We start from the raw sequence: 21,757 nt of genomic DNA, 5'->3' as shown, positions 1-21,757 counted from the left end.
CATCCCAATGGACCGGTGAAGCCCAGAGGGCGGGCGGATATGCGCCGTCCCGCCCTAAGGGCCGGCAAATGCCAGACGAGGGTCAACGGCGGAACAGCGCGATCACGATGCTGACTGCAACCGACACCACGATCATGGAGACCCAAGGGATGTAAACCCGCGCATTCCCCCGGTCGATCCGGACATCCCCTGGGAGATTGCCGAACCACGACAGCCAGTCATTCCATGCCAATACGCCCACCAGGACGACCAGCAGCCCGACAGCAACGAGCAGCGGACCGAAGTCCCGGCCCATCCCAAGCCCCCTTTACAAATTTGCGATTCGGACAGCCGAAATCGCCTCGGCCAGCAGATCAGGTCCGGAGGGTTTTCAGCGCCGTTGCCCAGGAGATGAGCTGGTCCAGGAGCGGCACTAGGGCCTCTTCCGCGGTTTCGCTGGGTCTGAAGGTGGTGAAGTTCTCGAAGTCCGTGGCAAAGGGCAATGCCACTTGGGCCCGGACGTCGGCCATCTGCAGTTCGCCGGCGATCAGGCGCAGGGCTTCGACGGCGCGCACTCCGCCGGCGCTCCCATAGGAGACGAAACCAGCGGCTTTGTTGTTCCATTCCGCGTAGAGGAAATCCAGGGCGTTCTTCAAGACCCCCGGCACGGAGTGGTTGTATTCAGCCGTCACAAAGACAAAACCGTCGAACCGCGAGATTGTCTGAGCCCAGACCTTGGTGTGCTCGTTCTGATAGTTTCCGAGGGAGGGAGGCATCGGCTCATCCAACAGCGGCAGGTTGTAGTCGGCCAGATCCAGTATTTCGAAGTCGGCACCTCCTCTGGAGGTTGCCCTGGCCAACACCCAGTCCGCCACCTGCTTGCTCCGGCGGCCCGGCCGGGTACTGCCAACCATCACAGCAATCGTCACCACGCAAACCACTCCCTTTGCATCGGCTTTCAGACCACGTTACGCCGCAGCGTGGGCGGGTCGGCAGGACAGCGGGCCTCTGGCCGTGCCTTAGCTGCTGGTGCCACCACCGAGGAAACGGCGTTATTCCCGCCAGCGGGGACGATTCGCCCCGCCGATTCGCCCCGCCGATTCGCCCGGCATCACAACGATGAACGGGGTGGCTACTGCTCCAGAACGCTGTCGATCAGGTCCTTCAGGATTTCCCAATAGTCACGGGCCCGGAAAGACGTAACAGGTCCTCTTCCTTGAGCTTGTCGGACGGCATTCGCCACGGCTATCGCCTCGGCGAAAAGTTCGGCCGTTACGGCTGGAACGCGCTCCGGTTCGAGGGCCAGAACATGTTCCACCAGTGCTCGGGAATGGGCCTCTGTCTCTCCGTCTTGGTCCCAGCCCAGCCTGTTTGGCTCAAGACGCGTCTTTGCCGATGCGAATCCCCGATCCATGTGGGGGGCGAAACCGTCGTCCATGTACTGGATTGCCATTGTCTCTACCTCCATTCGCGTCGCCTCAGGACCACGGTGCCCGGCGGAATCAGCAGGCGATGGTGTGCTGGTCCGTCTGGTCATGATGGATTGTGTTCCGCGGTCGGGCATGAAGCGGTCCCCGGGCCGCGGGGACCGGAGACCGCTCGTGGGGGAGGGATGCCTTTGCCCTGATGCTGCTTGTGCGCTAAAGACGCAGTGGCGTTCTTGATGAAAGCCAACCGCCCGATATGCAGCCTCGGCTTCGGCATCCCTCCCGGTCCTTTAGGCGTTGATCTGGTGCTGTGCGCCAGTTCCGGAAGTGATTTCGATCTTCCGGGGCTGCGCCTTCTCCGCCACCGGGATGCGAAGCGTTAGGACGCCGCCGTCATAGCCGGCCTTCACGTTCTCTGTGTCCAGTGCTTCGCCCAGGATCAGCTGTCGGCTAAAGACACCGCGGGGCCGCTCCGAAGCAATCAGTTCAACCCCTTCACCGACGGCGTCCTTTCGCTCGGCACGGAGGGTCAGAACGTTCTGCTCAACATCCACATCGATCGAGTCGACCTCCACGCCGGGCAGATCAACCGCCACTACGAATTCATTGCCTTCACGCCAGGCATCCAAGGCCATCGCGGCCGGATGAGCGGTCGTTCCCAGCACCTGCTGGGTCAGCCGGTCGAGCTGGCGGAAAGGATCGCTCATCATCAACATGACATACCTCCTTGATCATCAAGTGACCGGATCTATATCCGCTGACATAGATTTAAATAGCACCGGCACCAACAGCTGACAAGAGGATTAGCGGAAAATTTTTCCCGAATGCGCGGAGAAACAGGGTCTGATCCCCCGGCTCACCATGGCCAAGCGGGGCGGCGGCGGTTGGGGTGCCCTGTCTCAGCCGCGACCCACGTCGCCGGCCCGGCCTCCCTCCGGACGAGCACGTCCGGAAACCTGACTGACGCCGGCGACCTGAGCTACCGCAAGGGCTTCAACAGACTGCCGCCCTTCTTACAGTCAACACTCCGTGAGCACGCCCTGCACGAGTGATGGATACCTGTCTTTCTTCACGGTTGGCTACGCATCTGCGCAGAAGGTGGTCGACACCATCGCTCCGCCTACAGTCCTTGTTCGGGCGTCGAGTGTAGCGTGAGCGGAGCCGCCGCATACATGAAGAAGGGCACGACCATCACACGCTCCGCCGCCACCAAAACCTTGACCGTACTGACTGCGCTGCTGCTCTCCGGCGCCCTCGCCGGATGCGATGCTGCCGCCCAGGCGGGGGCACCCCCATCCAAGGCAGCCGTGGCGCCGGGTTCAGGCTTGACGGCTGGCGAGGCCTCTAATGCCATGACCCAGCTGGCAACCCTCCCGGTAAAGGGGCGGGCTCCGAAAACCGGCTACACCCGCGAAAAATTCGGACCTGCCTGGGCCGATCTAGATCACAACGGCTGCGATACCCGCAACGACATCCTCGCCCGCGACCTGACCGGCGAGACGTTCAAGCCAGGGACGAAGAACTGCGTGGTGGCCACGGGCATACTCTCCGACAAGTACACCGGCACAACCATCAAGTTCGTCCGCGGCAACAAGACCAGCTCAGCGGTACAGATCGACCACATCGTTGCCCTTAGCGACGCCTGGCAGAAAGGCGCCCAGCGGATCAGCCCCGAACAGCGCACGCAACTCGCCAACGACCCGCTGAACCTAATGGCGGCCGACGGTCCCGCAAACGGTTCCAAGGGCGATAAGGACGCCGCCACTTGGCTCCCGAGCAACAAGGCCTTTCGGTGCGAATATGTCGCCCGCCAGACTGCCGTGAAAGCCAAGTACCAGCTATGGGTCACCCAGGCTGAACGCGACGCGATTGCCAGCATCTTAACCACCTGCAAGTAGCCGCAGCCGCCGTTCCCTGCCCGCCCAGGACCACCGGCGGCAAGTATGAAACAGGTCTGGACATGGAAAGTCAGCCGACTTACCGTTCAAGTGTGGCGGGTTGCCGGGTCCCGCAGAACGGTGCCCGCTGCCGGTCCGCTGCTGCGGGCCGTCCGTCATGACAGGAGGAAGCAGATGGAAACCGTTGAAGAGACCGTTGATGTCGCCGTTCCAGTGCACACAGCGTACAACCAGTGGACCCAGTTCGAATCCTTTCCGCAGTTCATGTCCGGCGTGGAATCCGTAACCCAAGTGACTGACACCACCAACCACTGGGTTACCAAGGTCGGTGGCGTTCAGCGGGAATTCGATACGGAAATAGTTGACCAGGAGCCCGACGACCGGATCGCTTGGCGCAGCACCGACGGCAAGTCGCACGCCGGCATCATCAGGTTCACACCGCTGGATGCGAATCACACCAAGGTCAAGGTCCATTTCGAGTGGGCGCCGGAAACAGTCACCGAGAAAGCAGGTGCCGCCCTGAAGATCGACGAAATGCAGGTTAAAGCGGACATGCGCAAGTTCAAGGACTTCATCGAATCCCGGGGCACCGAAACAGGCGCCTGGCGCGGTGACGTCAAGGACACCGGCCCGACCGGACAGATCTAGGAACCTTGTCTGCTGAATTGAGAAGAAAGTCGAATGGGCCAAGGCGGCCCGTCAGCGGAGCACCCGCTGGCGGGCCGTCCGGCCAGGACAGCCGGCTCCTCGGAGGGCGGACACAGGACTTCTCGGAGGACAGACATAGGATCCGGCGGGCAGCGCTAACCAGCCGCGGCCCTAACCTCGAAAGCCCGCTCTTTAAATCCCTGGCCTGCCTTTAGTCCAGGCCGTGCTGCCCGACCTTAGTACCCGCCGGGCGCGGACTTCAGCATCTCGCCGGTTGGACTGACCAGGTACCAGGAATCGTTGACCCCCTGGCCAAGGATGTCCCCGGCGCCGCCGTCCTTGGCGTAGTAGTAAACCGGCATGCCATTGATGGTGATCTGCTTTTTGCCGGCCGCGGTGCTAATGGTGCCGACGGTGCCGGTGATCCCTTCCGCAGCAGGTGAATCGGACGTGGTGGTCACTGCCGGCCATGCAGCGGCGCACGCATCCTTGCAGGCACTGGTTCCCGAATCCTTGACGTCCTTGGTGAAGAAATAGATGCTCTTCCCGTCTGAGTCCACCACGATCGGGCCAGCGGCGGAAGTAGCTGTTCGAAGCTCGACGTCGGCTGCCGGAGTGGTGGAAACGCCCGGCGCAGGTGCGGTCGCAGACGTGGGAGGCGTTCCTGTTGTCGGGCTCGTGGTCCCCGGGTTCCCGCCGCAGCCCGCCAGTGCCGCCGCCAACGCCAAGGCGGAGAGGCCAACGCCCAGTTGCTTATTCATGTCTTCTCCTTGGTCTTGACAGCGCCGGTATTGAGAACTCGGGTCTTGACAACGCTGTCGCGATCACGAACGGGAGTTCACGAACGGGAGCGGGCGCATTCTGACGCCTGGTCAATCTTCACATCGAAGTCCAGGCCGCTGCAGTTCCCCGCGAGCCGGCGGATCAGGTACGCCCGGAGCGCATCGTTGGTGGCCGTATGGGCGCCCGGGATGGCTTCACCGCTGAGTAGGGCGTAAGTGTCGCCGACGTGGAACACGGACAGGAAGCAGTCCTCCAGTTCATCCGTCCGCAAATTCAGGACGGCATGGCGGAAAGTGTCCTCTGAGCCGTTTCTGGGCATGGTTGTCACCGAAAAAGTCACAGTGCTTGGCATTTAGCTGGTCCTCTATAGCCTTCAGCCGGGGGACCCTTCCCCCGGGCCTCTCTCGACAGGCTAACGGGTCCGCTCGGCAGGCATAACCCTTACCAGCGGGTAAGTTGATGAATTGATGAAATTCGGCAATCTACCAGTGGAGGGCGGAAGTCGGCAATGGGCAGTTTCCAGGCGGCTTTACGACCCACGAGGGGGCGCCACTCCCGGGCACCATTCCTGAACAGCCGAGCCCGGAATAGACTGCCCGTGTAAGCGCAGGAGCTGACGACACAAGGACGGCGTCATGACGGTGATCGACCCGGAACAGCTGACCTTCGAGTACAGGCTTCGGTACCGCGGCACACCTGGACTTGAGCATTATCCACGGGGCTACCCGATGCGCTGGGAGGTAACGATCAGCGGCACTGTCTTCAAGGCGGACGGCCAGGGCGGGGAGGAAGTGCCGGTCGGAAACGCCGTCGTTGAGGTCGTTCCGAATGCCGGAAAAATCAACCTCCTTCTCGCCAGGGGCGAGCCTGACCGTGAGTTGGCCGACGCCGCCGAGATGCTGACAGCGGAGCGTCCCGATCTGGTCACCGAAAATCTTGAGGACGGCGGTGACCTGATGATCGTCTCGTCCCTGGAGATCCTTCCCGAATACCGAGGCGGCAGAATCGGCTACATCGTCCTGAACGCCATCATCGAAACAGTTGGCCGGTCGGTGGACCTCGTCGTGGCCCGCGCGGCGCCGGCAGACGTTCAGGGCGGCCCGGCCGAAGGTTCGCCTGAGTATGAGAAGGCCACATCGACCCTGAAGGACTACTGGCAGGATTTCGGATTCGAAGAAGCATCCGGAGACTATTTGGTGTTCGTCAAGAAGAACATCCTCGAGTAGTCTGGCGCGCAGCTTTCACGCGGGCGGTGCCAGCGGCAGTGGGACCCTTTCCACCACGTGCGGAGTCAGCAGCAGACTCTCATCCGGCATGGTGCCGGCAGCGGGATAACCGGCAAGTTCGTAGGTCAGCAGGCGCACAATGTGGCGGGCGGCATCCTCCACCGGCTGGGCCACACTGGAGAGCCCCAGGGCCGCTGCCACAGGGGTGTCGTCGAATCCCACGACGGCGGCCCTTAGGCCGGGACCGGCGGGCTGCCCGGGGAGGAAAAGTCGCGGTCGCAGCTCGCGGAGGCTTTCCAGCGCACCGATGGCAAGCGAGTCGCTCGCGCAGACAATAGCCGTGGCGTCTCGCTCGATGAGTTTCCGGCCGCCGGAGACGCCCCCTGCGATGGTGTCGGGCGTGGAGATGCGGAGCCGGGAAATGTGCTCGCTCAGGCCCGAGGCCCGCATGGCATGCTCCCAACCGGCCCGGCGATCGTCTCCCACCGGGCCGCCGTCGTGCCAGCCCAGGAAACCGATACGGCTGTGACCCTGCCTGACAAGGTGTGTGACGGCTTCCGCGGTGCCCGCGGCCCCGTCAATATCCACCCATGGATGCCTGGCGGAGCCGTCCCGCTGGAGCTCGCCCCAGGGACGCCCGAAAATGGCAAAGGGGGTTCCATGCTCCTGGAGCCAACGTGTGCGGACATCGTCGCGCCTGCTGGAGGTAAGGACGAAACCGTCGAGGCCGGCAACGTGGAGCAACTGCTCGTACTGGCGGACTTCGTCGTCGTCCGTATCGGCGCAGAACAGTGTCAGGCGGTAGCCGGCCGCCTGCGCGGATTCCGTCAGGGCATGCAGGAAGCGGTCGAGGATGGATCCGTTGATGCCGTCCGTGGCGGGCAGCAGTCTCATGCCCAGATTCATGGACCGCCGGGTCCGCAGCTGGCGTGCAGCTGCGGAGGGCCGGTAGCCGGCAGCTTCGATGGCATCAAGGACGCGTTTCAGCGTGGCCGGCCTGACCCGGTCCGGGGCATTAAGCGCGTTGGAGATGGTCTGCCTCGACACGCCGAGTTCGGTGGCCAGACTTGCGAGGGTGGGCCGGGCCACGAATTCTCCTTGGATCTTCCTGATGAGGCAGGTGGCCGCAGGCAGGGCAGTTGTGCGGCTGGAACGCCGTCTTTTTCCATCTCACAGTAACGTGTGAGAGGATTTTTAGGCGATAATTTGATCGATCAAATATGCCCTGTCCGAGTTGCGCAGCCTCTCCGTAGCATTCCTCCGATCTCCCAACATCTTGAATTTCAGGAGTTTTTCATGGCGTCTGAGCAGCCATACCTGCACAACCTTTCCGGTGTCTTCAGCGCCCCTATCCAGGCATGGTCGGATGCCCATGGGCAGATCCGCAGGGCAGGTGCCCAGGGGATCTATTGCGGCGACGACCGTGTGCTGAACAGCGCTGTCCTCTCCGTTGACGGCAGGGAGCCTGAGTGGGTATCAACCCAGCTGCACTCGTCCAAGGAGACGGATTACATCTACTTTGTGCGTGCCGAGGCTGAGGTGGCGGACCCGCTGCTTTCCCTGGTCAGGACCCGCACCGCCGAATCGGGCAGGATCCGGCCGGGCGAAGATACCGAATCCCTCACCGGCTGCACCGGCCGGGTGGCAGAGACGCTGAGAATTGAGTCTGCGTTCCGCCGGCCCGTCGCGCTGAATGTCCGGCTCACGCTGACGGCTGACAACACCACCATGGAGCAGATCAAGCAGGGGGAAAGGTCCAGCCGCCCCGTCGAACCGGCGGCCAACTCGTGGTCCTGGCGTGACGACGACACTGCCCTGCTGCTCACCACCGGCTCAAGCGACGGGACCGCGCCGGCCGCCGTCGGGTTCGCAGGGAGCACCGTGACCATCGACTGGGCAGTGGAGGTCCAGCCCGGAGCCGTCGTCGAACTGGAATGGGCCGTGGACCTGACGGATGCGGACTCGCCGATGCTTTCCGGTGACGGCTCGCCCATCATTGCGCCCGTCTCCGCCGATCCCAGGCTCAACAACCTCCTGCAGCGGTCGGTCAGTGACCTTAACAGCCTTCGGCTGGCCCATTCCTCGCACCCCCATGACACCTTCCTTGCCGCCGGCGCCCCATGGTTCTTCACCATGTTCGGCCGGGACTCCATCATTGCCGCGCGCATGCTGCTGCCGGTCACCACGGCCATCGCCGGAGGCACTCTGCGCGCCCTCGCCGGACGGCAGGGAACCGAAACGGACCACACGACGGCGGTCCAGCCCGGGAAGATACTGCACGAAGTCCGGCGGACGGTCCTGACCGTGGCCGAAACAGGCCAGGCGCTGCGGCTCCCGCCTGTCTACTACGGCACCATCGATGCCACTCCGCTCTGGATCTGCCTCCTGCACGATGCCTGGAAGGCCGGCATGCCCGATGCGGAGGTTGAAGAACTGCTTCCCAACCTCCAGGATGCCCTGGAGTGGCTCCGGGACCACGGCGACCTGGACGGGGACGGGTTCCTGGAATACCTCGACGCATCCGGGCAGGGCCTCGTCAACCAGGGCTGGAAGGATTCCGGCGACGCCATCCGGTGGCACGACGGCTCCCTGGCCTCCGGGCCCATCGCCCTGGCTGAGGTCCAGGCCTACGCCTACGAGGCGGCAATGGTCGGGGCTGAGTTGCTGGATGCCTTCAGCCAGCCCGGCGCCCAGGAGTGGCGCGACTACGCCGCCGGCATGGCGGAACGGTTCCGTGCCCGCTTCTGGTGTGAGGATGAACTCGGTCCCTACCCTGCCCTGGCGCTCGACGCGGACAAGAAAGCGGTCGACGGCGTGACGTCCAATATGGGCCATCTGCTTGGTACCGGCATCCTGAACCAGGAGGAGAAGGAGATCGTCGTCCGGCGGATCATGGATCCGACGATGTTCTCCGGTTACGGCGTGCGCACCCTGTCCACCACCAATGGCGGATACTGGCCCACCCGGTACCATGCGGGAGCTGTCTGGAGCCATGACACCGCGCTGATCATCAACGGCATGCTGGCGGACGGCTTCCCCGGTGAGGCGGCACAGCTGGCCGCCGGGCTGCTTGACGTCGCGGAGGCCAATGAATGGCGGCTGCCGGAGCTTTTCGGCGGCCACGGCTCGGATGCCATGCGGACACCGGTGCCTTTCCCCGCCAGTTGCCGCCCGCAGGCCTGGGCATCGGCCAGCTCTGTCGTGATCGCCGCAGCCCTCGGCCACAGGCTGCAGGACCTGGAAACCGGCAGCCACGACCAGCCGTTGGCTTCCAGCATTCCCTAACCGCTGCGGGTAACTTGCCGCCGCCGGGATCGCCCGCCGGCGGGCGCTACTCTGCCAGACCTGCCGGGCGGAGTACGTCTAACAGCCGGCCGTTTGTTCGTCTTCCAGCTGCTCGTCGGATTCGATCCGGCGCAGCATGGCGAGTCTTTTCGCAATTCTGGCCAGGGGCGCGCCGGGCCGCGATGGCGAATCAGCTGGCCGGCTACCGGCCGACTCCCGGCCGGCGGACTCCCAGTCAAGGGGGCCGCGACCGATGAGGAAGAGCGGGATGTCCCGGTCGTGAAGCAGGTCCAGCATGTCAAGGAAGCGGTGCCAGGCGTCGGCGGAAGCGGAGCCGGAGGCGGATTCCAGGGCGGGGGACGGCACGCCGTCGATCACCCAGGCAGGGAACCTGCCGGCAAGCTGCCGGTAGTCCGCAAGCTCCAGCGGGCTGCCGCACAGTTCGGCAAAGCTGACCCAGAGAATGTCGGGATCGGCGCTCTTGACCGGAAGGACCCGTGAAGGGAGCGCGAGCACCTGGTGCTGTGACGGCGCAGGCCGGAAGAGGCCATAGGCGCCCAACTGCCGCTCCGTTCCCGGCGTGACGATGAGCCCGCGGCTGAAACCGGACATGTCTCTACAGCCAGCCCTTCCGCTTGAAGATGGCGTACATGAGGCCCGCGGCGCCCGCCATCAGCCCTATCGACAGGGGATACCCAAAGGCCCAGTGCAGCTCCGGCATATGGTCGAAATTCATCCCGTAGACACCAGCTACCAAGGACGGGGCGAAGAAGATCGCCGCCCAGCCCGAGATCTTCTTGACCTGCTCGTTCTGCTCCGCGCTCGCCTCGTTCTGCCGGTTGGCGGTCAGCGTGCCGTCCAGCGTCAGGGCGTTCTGCAGCAGGTCCCGGAAGGAATTCGCGCGGGATATCACCCGCTCCACGTGGTCCTCCACGTCCCGAAGGCTGTGCTGCAGGTCGGTGTCCACGACGTACTTTTCGAATCCGCGCTTCAGTTGCTGCATCATCCCGGGCAACGGGTGAATGGCACGCTGGAACTGAATGACCTCACGGGCCAGTTCATAGATGCGCCGGGACACCGTCGAGTCGCCGGAGAACAGCTGGTCCTCGATTTCGTCGATGTCGTTTTCCAGCCCGGCCACCACCGGCGCGTAATCGTCCACCACCCTGTCCAGGAGCGCGTACAGCACGGCTTCCGGGCCGTGGCGGAGGAGATCAGGCCGCGCCTCCAGACGCCGCCGGACCTGCCCGACCCCGGACATCTCCGCGTGCCGCACGGTCACGACAAAATTCCTGCCCGTAAAGATGTGAAGCTCGCCGAACTCCACGGTTTCCGTGTCGTCCAGGTACCGGGCGGGCCGCAGCACTGTGAAAAGGTTGTCGCCATAGCGCTCCAGCTTCGGACGCTGGTGGGCCGAAATGGCGTCCTCGACCGCCAGCTCGTGAAGGCCGAATTCGGCGGCGACGGCCGCCATTTCCGGTTCGGTGGGGCGGTAGAGCCCGATCCAGGCCATGCCGCCGTGAGCTGATAGCGTCTCAAAGGTCTGCTCAAGGCTTTGCGGCTCGGCGCTGCGCACTCCGTCAACGTAGACGGCGTTATCGATTATGGTCACGGTAGGCGTGTCCCTCGCGTGCCGCTCAGGACATCGCGCCGATGATGACACCGGCGGCAGTCATGGCGAGCACATCGTGGCCGGCGTCGATCAGGGTCACGGCCGCCTGGCGTCCCGCAAAGCCGTTGTGGATCACGTGGCCGCCCGCGCGGAACACAACAGCCAACACCAGGGCAAACATTCCGCCCGCAAGGGCGTTGTCCAGCCCCAGCTTCCCGATCAGCACAGCGAGCAGGACAGCGGTCAGCGCGGCGGCGACTATCATCGGCGCCCAGATGCCGGCACCGCCCCGGGCGTTTTTCAGATCCTCTTCCGTCTTGCCGATCGCCGCCATCCACTTGTTGCCCAGCACTGCGGGAAGGTACCAGACGAAGCCGATGGCCATGCTGGCTAGGAAGGCCAGCAGCACGGCAAACCAGTTGATCTGAGAAATATAAGAGAGCCAATCCATCTTTGAATCCTATTCCCCAAGGGCGGACAAGGGCCGCGTGGCTAGCCCGCCGGCCGTGATCCCTGGACTGACGCCCTCTGGACTGACGTTCCCTGGACCAGGCGGCTGATCAGCGGTTCGGTCCGGTAGGGGATATGCGTGTGGAGCGCCAGCACGGTTTCCGTCCGGATGACACCCCTAATCCGGAGGATCGAGCGCAGCGCGGCCTGCAGATTGTGTGTATCGGTGGCCACCACCCGGCACCAGACGTCGCCCCGCCCCGAGATCTCGTGCACCTCGAGGACCTGGGGCAGCAGGCGCAAGGCGCCCACAACTCCGTCGAGTTCGCGGTGGGTCACCTCGATCGTCACGAAAGCGACGACGTCGTACCCCACCGCCTCAAGGTCGATTTCCCGGCCGCCGTCATGGAGGATGCCGGAGCGAAGCATCCGGCGCACGCGTGATTGCGCGGTGTTCCGCGCAATGCCAAGCCTGTCGCTGAGTTCGCCGATCTGGATCCGCGGGTCACGCACCAGCTCCAGCAGAATCCTCAAATCGGTGGGATCCAAATTGTTCACATCATCACTCCGAGTCACATTTACAGATAAAAATTGATGGTTTTGCTCGATTTTTCCACGAAAATCAGCTGTCATGAGCACTCCTGGCGCATTCTGTAGATATCAATTTCTCATCCGCGGTCGAAGCCCCCACAAGGAGCCGAAGCCGCGGGAAACAGGCAAGGGCACGGGCATGACCGTCTTCAATGAACTTAGAATGCGGCCGGCCGGCGCCAGCCGGTGGGGATGGGACGCATCCAATACCGCCCGGCTGGCCATGGCAGGGGCAGTAATCTTCACGCTCCTGGTGGGGGCGAATCTGGCGACGCCGCTCTACCCGCTGCTGCAGGCGAAGTTAGGGCTGAATTCCCTAGACATCACCGTGGCCTTTTCCGCCTACGTCCTGGCGCTGGTGGCCACGCTCATGCTGACAGGACACTGGTCGGACCACATCGGCCGTCGCGCGGCGCTGCTTGTGGCCGTGCTGACAGGGCTGGCGGGCGGCTTCGTCTTTGCCCAGGCGGACAGCCTGGCGGCACTCTCGGCAGGGCGCGCGCTCCAGGGAATCGCCGTGGCCCTGGCCACCGGAGCCAGTTCGGCGGCCCTGCGGGAACTCCTGCCGGAGCGGCCTGAATGGGCCTCACGCTTCACGCTGCTGGCCTCCGCCGGCGGGGTTGCGGCCGGTCCGGCCATCGGGGGAGTCCTCTCACTCCTGCCGGGGCCAACTTCCACGCCCTACGTCATCCACTCCCTGATCCTGATGGCCCTCCTGCTGCCGCTGTGCCTGCTCCGCGCCCGTCCCGCCATCAAGCCGGGTGAGGGCCCGCGGCCGCTCAAGGCCCTGGCGCCCCGCCGCCCTTCGATATCGCATGAGGCGCGCGGCGCGTTCTGGCTGGCAGCCGCCGTCGGGTTTCTCAGCTTCACGGTCTTTGGCTTCTGCCTCTCACTGGCGCCCGGCTACTTCGCGCGGATTCTCAGCATTGATTCCAGGCCGCTCATCGGGGTGCTGTCCGGACTCACGCTTGCTGCCTCAGCCCTGAGCCAGCTGCTCAGTGTCCGGAGCCGCTTTGCCGTGCCGGCGGGGCTGGCGCTGCTCGGCGGGTCCGTGACGCTCATCGGCGCAGCTGCCGGGTGGAGCAACCCCTGGCTGCTGGTCTGCGCCAGCCTGGCCGCCGGCGTCGGCCAGGGCATCGCCTTCCGCACTGTCTTCAACGACGTGGCCGGCAAGGTGGAAGCTTCCCGGCACGCCCAGATCATCAGCACGGTCTACGTGATCACCTACCTGGGCAGTGCGGTCCCGATGATCGGGCTGGGGATCGCGACGGCGGCCTACGGGCTTGAGGGGGCAGTCGCCGGATTCGTCGTGCTCTGTGGAGCCTCCGCCGTGGCTCTCGCCGCCGTCACGTTGCGCCGGTCCCTCCGGGCCGCCTGAAGCGGATGTCCCCGGCCCTCAGCGGGGCTGCAGCTAATCGTGGCTCCGCTATTCCTGCTCCGGCAACGGCCCGTGGTTGCCCGGCATGTGTTCAAACACCAGCGTGGTTTCGGTGTGGCCCACCACAGGGTCGGTGGCGAGGTTGTCCAGGACCCAGTCCCGGAGGTCCTCGGTGGTGGCCACGGCGATGTGCAGCAGGTAGTCCACCGAGCCGGACGTATGGAACGTGGACAGCACGGCGGGCAGCTTGGGAACCCGGGAGGTAAAGCGGTCGATCTGTTCGCGGTCATGCGCGCGGAGGCGGACGGCGATCAGGGCCTGGACCGAGCGTCCGATCGCCGACAGGCTCAGTTTGGCCTCAAAACCCTGGATGATCCCGCGCTCGGAAAGTGCGCGGGTGCGCATCAGCGCGGTGGAAGGGGCGATGCCCACGAGTTCGGCAAGCTGCTTGTTCGAGATTCGCGCATCGTCCACCAACGCCGCCAAGAGCCGCTCGTCGATAGCATCCAGCGGCTCGGCGAGTCCCGAGCCCGGCCGAATATTCTTCGCATTGGTGCTCACTGATCCTCCTAGGGGTGTTCTCAGTTCATCTTAGTCGTGACTTTCCGGCCATTCCATTCATGCCGGGTGTCAATCTCCGAATATTTGCCAGATACTTGCGGCGTTCAATGGCGAATAATTCACAAGGAGCATCATGCTTTCTCTCGACTCGCTGGCAGTGCATGCCGGCCACGACGGGCTCACCGGCCAGGGCGTCCACGCGCTGCCCATCGACCTTTCAACCACGGCGCCCCTGCCCTCCGTGGAGGATGGCGGCCTCGCATACGAGCAGATGGCCACCGGCGGCGCCCGCCTCGAGGGGCAAAGCACCGTCTACCAAAGGCTGTGGAACCCCACCGTGGCGCGGTTCGAGGCCGGTGTGGCGGTGCTGGAAGGTGCGCCCGAAGCGGTGGCCTTCGCCACAGGCATGGCGGCCCTGAGCGCCGTGCTGCTCGCGGCGGTGGCCGGCGGCAAGAAGCACGTGGTGGCGGTCCGGCCGCTCTATGGCGGCAGCGACCACGTGCTCGCGTCGGGTGTGCTGGGAACCGAGGTGACCTTCACCGCACCAGATGGCGTCCACGCCGCACTCCGGCCGGACACGGGACTGGTGGTCGTGGAAACCCCCGCCAACCCCAGCCTGGAGCTCGTGGACATCGCCAGTCTCGTGGCGGCGGCGGACGGCGTTCCCGTCCTCGTGGACAACACTTTTGCCACCCCGGTGCTGCAGCGGCCCCTGGACCACGGCGCCGCCCTCGTGCTGCACAGTGCCACCAAGTTCATAGGCGGCCACGGCGACGCGATGGGCGGAGTGGTGGCGGCCTCGCCGGAGTGGACCGGCCGTCTCCGGCAGGTACGGGCCATCACCGGCGGCATCCTCACGCCCTTGCCTGCCTACCTCCTCCACCGCGGACTTGCCACCCTTCCCGTACGGGTCCGGGCCCAGCAGTCCACCGCCCACAAGGTGGCCGCCGGGCTGGCCGGACATGAACTCGTGCGGACGGTCCGGTACCCGGGCCTTCCCGAATGCGATCCGCACGGGCTCGTGGGCACCCAGATGGCCGGGCCGGGTTCCCTGATCGCTTTTGAACTGCCCAGCGCAGAACATGCTGAGCGCGTCCCGGCCGCCGTCCGGATGATCACGCATGCGGTGTCCCTCGGCGGAGTCGACACCCTGATCCAGCACCCTGCCGGCCTCACCCACCGCCCGGTGGCTGCGGAGGCCAAGCCGCATGCCAGCCTCCTCAGGGTCTCAGTAGGGCTGGAAGACGCCGCGGACATTCTTGGAGACCTCGTCCAGGCCATCGAGGGGACGCGCTAACCTCCGGGCGCAGGGTTCTCCCGTCCCGCCGCGCTGTGCCGTTCACCCGGGCTGCGCTTGCCGGTTGCCTTTGGGAGGCAGCGGCCGGGGACGTCCGCTGCGGCGGGGTGCACGACGGCGGTGATCACCGCCGTCGTGCACCCCAGCACGATCACGGTGACGGCCAGCGCTGTCCAGCCCAGCGACTGGAACACCAGACCCCCTGCCCAGCCGATAACGCTGGACCCCAGGTAGTAGGCGAGGTTGTACAGCGATGCGGCCTGCGCCCTGCCGGAGACGGCGATGGATCCGGTCCAGCCTGCTCCGATGCTGTGGGCGGCGAAGAACCCTCCGGTGAAAACCAGCAGCCCGGCCAGGATCAGCACGAGCACCTGGGTGAGGGTGAGGGCCAGGCCGGCGGTCATCAGCAGGATGCCCGCAAGCAGCACCGTGCGCCGGCCAAAGCGCTCTGTCAGGCCGCCCGCCCAACGCGAGGTCACGGTCCCGGACAGGTAGGCGAGGAAGATCAGGCTGATCACGGTGGCCGGCAGGGTGAAGGGTTCTCCCGAGAGCCTGAATCCGAGATAGTTGTACACGGCCACAAAGCCGCCCATCAGCATGAAGGCCTGGACGTACAGTGCCAGCAGGCGCGCATTGCGTAGATGCCCGCCCAGCGTCCGGACTGCACCGCGGAGACCCTTGGCCGGAGACGGCCTGAAGCCCCGAGCCTTCGGAACGAGCACCAGGAACAACACGGCCGCAATCGTGGCGAGAACGGAGACGGCGAGGGCGGCGGCACGCCAGCCCCACAGCTCGCCCACGGGCCCCGCCACCAGCCGTCCGGCCAGACCGCCCAGGGTGGTTCCGGCCACGTAGCTGCCGGCAGCCATCGCGGCATGGGCCTTGTTGACTTCCTCGTTCAGGTAGGCGATGGCAATCGCCGGAATGCCGCCGAGGGCCATGCCTTCCAGCATCCTGAGCGCCAGCAGTAAAGGGAACGAGGTGGCCAGCGGAACCATCAGGCCCAGCGCGGTGGCGCCGGAAATACCCCAGGCCATAGCCCGGACGCGCCCGATCCGGTCGGCCAGGAACGACCACGGAATAACGGTGACCGCCAGTCCGACGGTGGCCAGCGAAATGGTGAGGGCGGCCTCGGCCGCCGTGACACTCAGCTCCCGGGACATGAGGGGCAGCACGGCCTGGGTGGAATAGAGCTGCGCGAACGTTGCCACGCCCGCGAAGGAAAGGCCTGCCAAGATCTTGCCGTAGGCGGCCGACCCCTTCGGGTGGCCCTCCCATCCGGCCTGCTCTCCGGGCTGGTTTTCGGGCTGGTTTTCAGGCCGTCCGCCGGTAGCATCCCCGGACACGGGGCCGGGCTGATCGCCGGGGGCGGGAAGGGCTGGCGTTGGCATTCCTCCAGCCTAGGTTTACGCTGATCAAGCATCCAATGCATGATTCAGCTCGCAATGATGCAGGAACGGATGAGTTGGAGCGACGGAACCATGGATCTTCAGCACAGGCAGCTCGTCCAGCTGCTGCCCATCCTGCCGCTGCTCGTTGAACTGGGCCGCACGCAGCACATCACGGAAACAGCAGAGCTACTGGGCGTTCCGCAATCCACAGTAAGCCGGGCGCTGGCCCGTGCCAGCGCGGCGGTGGGTACAGAGCTGCTGATCCGGGAAGGCCGGGGTGTCCGCCTCACACCGGCGGCCAGGGCGCTGCTGCCTTACATCGAGTCGGCGCTCGCCGAATTCCAAGCCGGCCTCGATCTGGTACGGCACGAAGCCGAGGTGGTCCGCGGCAGGATCGCCGTGACCTTCCAGCACACCTTCGGCGAGGCCACCCTGCCGCTCCTGATCAGCGCCTTTCGGAACCGGCACCCGCAGACGGAGTTTGAGCTCAGCCAGGGCTCCAGGGACAGCTGCCTCGCCGAGCTCGCCTCCGGAACGGCGGACCTCGCCCTCACCGCCCCGGTGGCGCCCGCAAGCAGGACCATCGGCTCGGCCGCCCTCTACCGGGAACCGCTGCGGCTCGTGGTGCACCACCGGCACCGGCTTGCGGGCCGGGAATCGGCTGGGGTGGCGGATATCAGGCGGGACCCCTTTGTTGCCCTCGGACCCGGCTACGGCATGCGCTCCCTGACGGACGCTATGTTCCGGGAGGCCGGCTTCCGGCCCCGGATCGCTTTTGAGAGCCAGGACTCCCACACCGTCCGTGGCCTGGTCTCCGCAGGGCTGGGGGTCAGCATCCTGCCGCCCGGCGGCGGTCCCGGCGGCGGCGGTCCCGGCGGCGCTGCAGCCCGGACCGGAGACTTGGGCTGGGTGGAGATACCCCTGGAATCGGACCTGGCGTACCGCGAAATCGGGCTGGCCTGGCGGGAGCGCAGAAACGGGCGCGAGGAAGAGCCGGACCCGGTGCGGCTGTTCAGGGAACTCGTGCTGAACGAAGGCCCAGCGCTGCTGGCCGGGCTGGTCCGTGCCCGTTCCGGAGCCTGACACCGTGATCGATGCTTGAGATTTCGGCATTCGGCGGAGGCGGAGCGCCGGGATCTCACCCCTCGGCGAGAAGCTGGCCCATCACCCCGGCCACGGGACCGGGGCGTGCACTCCGCCAGCCCGTGCCCGCCCACAGATTCAGTCGTTCCGCGTCCCCGGCGGCGGCCGCAGCCGCCCGGATGGGGGCCGTGAGGTGGTGGATGGCTGGGTAGCCGACGGGGGCGTCCTCATGGTCCCGCACGAAGTCGTTCACCAGGGCACGGGCATAACGGCCAGTGAAGGCCCGCGTCGGCCGGGTCTCCGTGAAACGGTCTGCGCCCAGGGCGTCCTTGTGCAGTTGCCGGGCGCCGCTTTCATCCGTCCGAAGGAGCGCGGTTCCCACCTGTGCCGCTTCCGCCCCGGCGGCCAGCACTGATTTCACCGCCGCCGCATCGGAGATGGCACCGGCGGCCACGAGCGGAAGGCCGACGGCGGCGCGCACCTCCCGGACCAGCTCCGCCGTCGTGGACGGCGCTCCGGAGCGGGCCCCCGTGCCGCTCCGGGCGCTGTCCGCAAGGAAAGCACCGCTGTGTGCACCGGCGCTGGGATGCTGCACGACGAGCGCGTCGACGCCGCGGTCCGCGGCGAACTCCGCCTCATCCCGGCTCGTGACTGTGGCGAGAACCATGGCGCCCGCCCGGCGGAATTTAGTCACGACATCGGCCTCGGGCAACCCGAAGGCGAAGCTCACCAGTTCGGGCGGATTCAGCAGGAGTTCGTCGATCTTGCCCTGCCAGCCGTCATCATCCCCGAGGGTCAGCTGCGGAACGTCCACGCCGTAGCGGCCGGCGTCGACGCGCAGGCTGTCCCGGTATTGCTCCAGCCGTGCCAGGTCTCCGGGGGAGGGATTCAGCTGCCGGGGGTCCGGGACAAAAACGTTCATACCGAACCGGATGCCGGCCGCTTGGGCCGCCTGCACCTCTGCGCTCATCGCCTCCACCGTTTTGTACCCTGCCGCGAGGAAACCGACGCCACCGGAGCGGTGAACGGCCTCAATAAAGCGGGTGGTCGACGTGCCGCCGGCCATGGGTGCTGCGATGATCCGGGTGCCGAATAAACCTTGGGACATTGCCTGCTCCTTGGGACGCGCTTCAGTAGGCTGTTGGGGTGACTGACTCTGACAACCTATCCGACGCCCCGTCTGTTCCTGCAGGCAGCCCTGTTCCTTCCGGCAGCCCTGTTCCTTCGCCGGAAACCGCCCCTTCCCCGGGCGCCCTTTCTCCGGTCGATGCCGTTCCTGCCAAAGGAGTGGTCATCGGCCTGGACATCGGCGGCACCAAGACGCGGGGCGTACGCTTCGAGAACGGCGAGCCCGTCGCCGACGAAATCGTCGGCAGTTCCAACGTCCAGAACGTCAGCCGCGAAGAAGCGGCGGCACACGTCGCGGAGCTGTTCGCAAAGATCGGCCGCGGACCCGTGGCCCATGTTTATGCAGGAGCCGGCGGTATCGACACGAACGAAGACGCAGCAGCGCTCGCAGCACTCATTAAACCGCACGTTCCGGGAGCCAGGATCACCGTGGTCCATGACTCGCGGCTGCTGCTGGCTGCGGGCGGGGCCAGCAGCGGCGTGGCGGTCATCGCCGGTACCGGTTCGGCGGCCTGGGGCCGGAATGACCTCGGCGAAGAGGCACGGGCCGGCGGCTGGGGCTACCTCCTGGGCGATGAAGGCAGCGGCTACTGGCTGGGGCGGGAAGCAGTCCGCCACAGCCTGCGCCGCATGAACCAGGCGCTGGAGCCGGACGAGCTGACCCGTGCCCTGCTGGAATCCTGCAGCATTGACGACCCCAACCAACTCATCGCGTTGTTCCATTCTCCCTCCACGGGACGCCGCTTCTGGGCCCAGCAGGCACGGCTGGTGGTGGAGGCCGCCGACACCGGACACCGAATCAGCCAGGAGCTCATCGACCAGGCAGGCAAGGACCTGGCCGACATGGCCGCGCAGGTCCTCCGACAGCTCCGGCTGGACGGCCCGGTCATTCTGGGAAGCGGACTGGGCATGAACGTGGTCCGGCTACAGGACTCGTTCAGGAACCACCTGGCGGCGGCCGGCGTCACCGACGTGCGGGTGCTGGACAAGGAGCCCGTCTTCGGCGTGCTGCGGCTCGTCGGTGAGCAGAGCTGATACAGAAGAGAGCTGATACAGGGCTGGCCCTGGCAGTAGTACGGGCAGAACTCACGGCTACGCTGGATTCATGAGCGTTCTTTTCGACACCCGCCCGGCTGCCTACGCGGTCATCATCCGCGACGACGCCATCCTGCTGGCCTACTGGAAACAGAACGGCAAGGAAGCCTGGACGCTCCCGGGCGGCGGCTTGGACCTGGCAGAGCATCCGGTCGACGGCTGCATCCGGGAGATCTTCGAGGAGACGGGCTACCACGCGGAGATCGGCCCCATGCTGGGCATCGACGTGGGCCACTGGCCGGCAGGGACCCGGCTGGACGGCATCGACCGGGAGTTCCAGTCCCTCCGCCTGGTCTACGAGGCCAGGGTCACCGGCGGGGAACTCACGCACGAGCTGGACGGCACCACCACGCATGCTGCCTGGATACCCCTGAACGAGGTGGCCTCACTCAACCGGCTGTCCCTGGTGGATGCAGCGCTGCGGTTATTCAGGGAGAGGCCGGCCAACGGAAAGCTCGGCTGAAATAGTCCTCGCCAAGCAGGGGCCGGCTGGCTATCCTATGAGGAGCTTCCGGGTATGTATCCGGCACAAATGGAACGGGGATGGAGGTGGACCTGATGATTGCAGAATTCCTGTGCGCAGCGCGCACCAGCAAAGATTCCTTCATTAACCCTGCCCCGCTATCCCGCGCCGCCTAGATCGCAGTCACCCTCAGCGCCCCTGCAGTGTCATGTCACTGACAGAGCAATGACATCCGTCAGTCGACGGCGGACTGCGCAGGTTGGCCCGGTGCAAGGGGCCCACCAGAGGTCCACAGTGAAAAATCCTTCCGGCCCCTTCGCGGCCGCAATGCACCATCAACACGACAACGCCGGCGGAGGCCGGCCTCTCGACACCACACAGCTGAAGGGCCCCGTCGAATTTGGCTTTACGGCGGGCACCGCAGCATACTTCACAGCACATCCGGCCGATGGCGGCCAGGTGCCCGCCCGCGTTGTGCGGGTGGACCGCAACCGCATCCTCGTCGCCACGGCGGACGGCGCGGGGCGGGTGCCTTACCCGCCGTCGCCACCGGTGCCGGCCAGCGGCGACTGGGTCTGGCTGGGGCCCAACAACGCCGGTGAGCCATGCATCGTCGCCGTGCTTCCGCGCACCTCCGAGCTGAGCCGCAAGCGGGCATTCGACGCATCCTCTGAGATCCAGGTCCTTGCCGCCAACATCGACGTGGTGGGGGTGGTGGTCCCGGTGGATCGTCCGCTGACCCACAACAGGCTGGAGCGGACTCTTGTCGCAGCCTGGGACTCGGGCGCGACGCCGCTGGTGATCATCACGAAAGCCGACCTTGCCAACATTGCAGATGACGTCGTCGGCAAGGTCATCCTGCAGGCCGCCGGCGTGGAGGTGGTGACAACGTCCGCAGAGCAAGGCGATGGGCTGGACGAGGTGTTCGCTCACGTGCCGCGGGGAGCGACGCTGGTGCTGCTCGGACCTTCCGGCGCAGGCAAGTCGACGCTCATCAACGCGCTCGCCGGCCGGGAGCTCCAGTCGACCGGGGAAGTGAGGGCTGCAGACGGCAGGGGACGGCACACCACCACGTCCCGCGAGCTCGTGCCGCTGCCCGGGGGTGCGGTGTTCATGGACACGCCGGGAGTCCGCGGCTTCGGGCTTTTCGACGCCGACGAGGGCATGGGCGAAATGTTCGGTGACCTTGAGGAACTCTTCGGGCAATGCCGCTTCTCCGACTGCGCCCATGACCGGGAACCGGGCTGCGCGGTCCAGGCCGCGCTCGCCGATGAGTCACTCGATACGAGGCGATGGACGAGCTACCTCAAGCTGCAGCGCGAGCTTTTGGCCCTGAACCGGCGTCATGATGCCGCCGCGCGGAGGGCCTACGAGCGGGAATGGCACCAGAAAGTGGCCACTGCTGCCCGGAGCCAGCGGGCCGCGGACAGGACCAGAAAGCGATGACCCATCCGGCGGGCCG

At 65.8% G+C, this 21,757-nt stretch carries 24 protein-coding genes; 10 read left to right on the top strand and 14 right to left on the bottom strand.

What is annotated here, in order from left to right; genetic code table 11:
- Positions 1–82: 82 nt before the first annotated feature.
- The 4 genes from J7E80_RS18635 to J7E80_RS18620 all read right to left on the bottom strand — a co-directional run bounded on the left by J7E80_RS18635 (position 83) and on the right by J7E80_RS18620 (position 2,122).
- A complete protein-coding gene (locus tag J7E80_RS18635) occupies positions 83–295 on the bottom strand; it encodes a DUF2905 domain-containing protein (protein WP_215053715.1) in 213 nt (70 codons plus the stop codon).
- Positions 296–353: 58 nt separating this feature from the next.
- Positions 354–893: an NAD(P)H-dependent oxidoreductase gene (locus tag J7E80_RS18630; protein WP_215053714.1), complete on the bottom strand. Its 540-nt coding sequence runs from the start codon at positions 891–893 to the stop codon at positions 354–356.
- Between the two features lie 218 nt (positions 894–1,111).
- Positions 1,112–1,447, bottom strand: a complete 336-nt coding sequence (locus tag J7E80_RS18625; RefSeq protein WP_215053713.1) for a hypothetical protein — start codon at positions 1,445–1,447, stop codon at positions 1,112–1,114.
- Between the two features lie 249 nt (positions 1,448–1,696).
- Positions 1,697–2,122, bottom strand: a complete 426-nt coding sequence (locus J7E80_RS18620) for an Hsp20/alpha crystallin family protein (protein WP_215053712.1) — start codon at positions 2,120–2,122, stop codon at positions 1,697–1,699.
- A gap of 456 nt (positions 2,123–2,578) precedes the next feature.
- On the opposite strand from J7E80_RS18620, the gene J7E80_RS18615 reads away from it, so the two are divergent.
- Positions 2,579–3,304, top strand: coding sequence for an HNH endonuclease family protein (locus tag J7E80_RS18615; RefSeq protein ID WP_215053711.1), 726 nt, complete (start codon positions 2,579–2,581; stop codon positions 3,302–3,304).
- Between the two features lie 174 nt (positions 3,305–3,478).
- Entirely contained in the window at positions 3,479–3,952 is a 474-nt protein-coding gene (locus J7E80_RS18610) for an SRPBCC family protein (RefSeq protein WP_215053710.1), read from the top strand.
- A 236-nt stretch (positions 3,953–4,188) separates the two neighbouring features.
- Here J7E80_RS18610 and J7E80_RS18605 read toward each other — a convergent pair whose 3' ends face one another.
- Together J7E80_RS18605 and J7E80_RS18600 are read right to left on the bottom strand one after the other, a co-directional pair.
- Entirely contained in the window at positions 4,189–4,713 is a 525-nt protein-coding gene (locus J7E80_RS18605) for a hypothetical protein (RefSeq protein WP_215053709.1), read from the bottom strand.
- Positions 4,714–4,790: 77 nt separating this feature from the next.
- Positions 4,791–5,087: a hypothetical protein gene (locus tag J7E80_RS18600; protein ID WP_215053708.1), complete on the bottom strand. Its 297-nt coding sequence runs from the start codon at positions 5,085–5,087 to the stop codon at positions 4,791–4,793.
- 283 nt (positions 5,088–5,370) lie between these two features.
- On the opposite strand from J7E80_RS18600, the gene J7E80_RS18595 reads away from it, so the two are divergent.
- Positions 5,371–5,961 (top strand): hypothetical protein, encoded by a 591-nt coding sequence (locus tag J7E80_RS18595; protein ID WP_215053707.1) that lies wholly within the window; start codon positions 5,371–5,373, stop codon positions 5,959–5,961.
- 15 nt (positions 5,962–5,976) lie between these two features.
- Here J7E80_RS18595 and J7E80_RS18590 read toward each other — a convergent pair whose 3' ends face one another.
- A complete protein-coding gene (locus J7E80_RS18590; RefSeq protein WP_215053706.1) occupies positions 5,977–7,050 on the bottom strand; it encodes a LacI family DNA-binding transcriptional regulator in 1,074 nt (357 codons plus the stop codon).
- A 207-nt stretch (positions 7,051–7,257) separates the two neighbouring features.
- On the opposite strand from J7E80_RS18590, the gene J7E80_RS18585 reads away from it, so the two are divergent.
- Entirely contained in the window at positions 7,258–9,246 is a 1,989-nt protein-coding gene (locus J7E80_RS18585; protein ID WP_215053705.1) for a glycogen debranching N-terminal domain-containing protein, read from the top strand.
- 78 nt (positions 9,247–9,324) lie between these two features.
- On the opposite strand, the gene zapE is transcribed toward J7E80_RS18585, so the two are convergent.
- From zapE to J7E80_RS18565, 4 genes are read right to left on the bottom strand one after another with little or no spacing between them, the layout of a single operon-like run.
- The gene (zapE, locus tag J7E80_RS18580) at positions 9,325–9,858 is read right to left on the bottom strand and encodes an AFG1/ZapE family ATPase (RefSeq protein WP_215053704.1); all 534 of its coding nucleotides are present in this window, start codon (positions 9,856–9,858) and stop codon (positions 9,325–9,327) included.
- Positions 9,859–9,862: 4 nt separating this feature from the next.
- The gene (corA, locus tag J7E80_RS18575) at positions 9,863–10,858 is read right to left on the bottom strand and encodes a magnesium/cobalt transporter CorA (RefSeq protein ID WP_215053703.1); all 996 of its coding nucleotides are present in this window, start codon (positions 10,856–10,858) and stop codon (positions 9,863–9,865) included.
- A 25-nt stretch (positions 10,859–10,883) separates the two neighbouring features.
- Positions 10,884–11,309 (bottom strand): DUF1761 domain-containing protein, encoded by a 426-nt coding sequence (locus J7E80_RS18570; RefSeq protein WP_215053702.1) that lies wholly within the window; start codon positions 11,307–11,309, stop codon positions 10,884–10,886.
- 41 nt (positions 11,310–11,350) lie between these two features.
- Positions 11,351–11,866, bottom strand: a complete 516-nt coding sequence (locus J7E80_RS18565) for an Lrp/AsnC family transcriptional regulator (protein WP_215053701.1) — start codon at positions 11,864–11,866, stop codon at positions 11,351–11,353.
- 172 nt (positions 11,867–12,038) lie between these two features.
- Between J7E80_RS18565 and J7E80_RS18560 the strand changes: the two genes are divergently transcribed.
- Complete coding sequence (locus tag J7E80_RS18560; protein ID WP_215053700.1) at positions 12,039–13,277, top strand: MFS transporter; 1,239 nt, start codon at positions 12,039–12,041, stop codon at positions 13,275–13,277.
- A 48-nt stretch (positions 13,278–13,325) separates the two neighbouring features.
- On the opposite strand, the gene J7E80_RS18555 is transcribed toward J7E80_RS18560, so the two are convergent.
- Positions 13,326–13,838 (bottom strand): Lrp/AsnC family transcriptional regulator, encoded by a 513-nt coding sequence (locus J7E80_RS18555; RefSeq protein WP_215053699.1) that lies wholly within the window; start codon positions 13,836–13,838, stop codon positions 13,326–13,328.
- A gap of 133 nt (positions 13,839–13,971) precedes the next feature.
- Here J7E80_RS18555 and J7E80_RS18550 point away from each other — a divergent pair, with 133 nt between their 5' ends.
- The gene (locus tag J7E80_RS18550) at positions 13,972–15,135 is read left to right on the top strand and encodes a PLP-dependent aspartate aminotransferase family protein (protein ID WP_215053698.1); all 1,164 of its coding nucleotides are present in this window, start codon (positions 13,972–13,974) and stop codon (positions 15,133–15,135) included.
- On the opposite strand, the gene J7E80_RS18545 is transcribed toward J7E80_RS18550, so the two are convergent.
- Positions 15,132–16,526 (bottom strand): MFS transporter, encoded by a 1,395-nt coding sequence (locus J7E80_RS18545; protein ID WP_215053697.1) that lies wholly within the window; start codon positions 16,524–16,526, stop codon positions 15,132–15,134. The genes J7E80_RS18550 and J7E80_RS18545 overlap by 4 nt on opposite strands.
- A 90-nt stretch (positions 16,527–16,616) precedes the next feature.
- Between J7E80_RS18545 and J7E80_RS18540 the strand changes: the two genes are divergently transcribed.
- Entirely contained in the window at positions 16,617–17,609 is a 993-nt protein-coding gene (locus J7E80_RS18540; RefSeq protein WP_215053759.1) for a LysR substrate-binding domain-containing protein, read from the top strand.
- A gap of 55 nt (positions 17,610–17,664) precedes the next feature.
- On the opposite strand, the gene J7E80_RS18535 is transcribed toward J7E80_RS18540, so the two are convergent.
- Positions 17,665–18,717 carry a nitronate monooxygenase gene (locus J7E80_RS18535; RefSeq protein ID WP_215053696.1) on the bottom strand — a complete coding sequence of 351 codons (1,053 nt, stop codon included), beginning with the start codon at positions 18,715–18,717 and terminating at the stop codon, positions 17,665–17,667.
- A 179-nt stretch (positions 18,718–18,896) separates the two neighbouring features.
- Here J7E80_RS18535 and J7E80_RS18530 point away from each other — a divergent pair, with 179 nt between their 5' ends.
- From J7E80_RS18530 to rsgA, 3 genes are all read left to right on the top strand, one after another.
- Positions 18,897–19,772 (top strand): N-acetylglucosamine kinase, encoded by an 876-nt coding sequence (locus J7E80_RS18530; protein WP_396020809.1) that lies wholly within the window; start codon positions 18,897–18,899, stop codon positions 19,770–19,772.
- Positions 19,773–19,842: 70 nt separating this feature from the next.
- Positions 19,843–20,295 carry an NUDIX hydrolase gene (locus J7E80_RS18525; RefSeq protein ID WP_215053694.1) on the top strand — a complete coding sequence of 151 codons (453 nt, stop codon included), beginning with the start codon at positions 19,843–19,845 and terminating at the stop codon, positions 20,293–20,295.
- 327 nt (positions 20,296–20,622) lie between these two features.
- Complete coding sequence (rsgA, locus tag J7E80_RS18520; protein ID WP_215053758.1) at positions 20,623–21,741, top strand: ribosome small subunit-dependent GTPase A; 1,119 nt, start codon at positions 20,623–20,625, stop codon at positions 21,739–21,741.
- The last annotated feature ends 16 nt before the right edge of the window (positions 21,742–21,757 follow it).

The organism is Arthrobacter sp. ISL-28, assembly GCF_018613875.1.
GTDB lineage: Bacteria > Actinomycetota > Actinomycetes > Actinomycetales > Micrococcaceae > Arthrobacter.
This window is presented reverse-complemented; position numbering and strand designations above follow the sequence as displayed.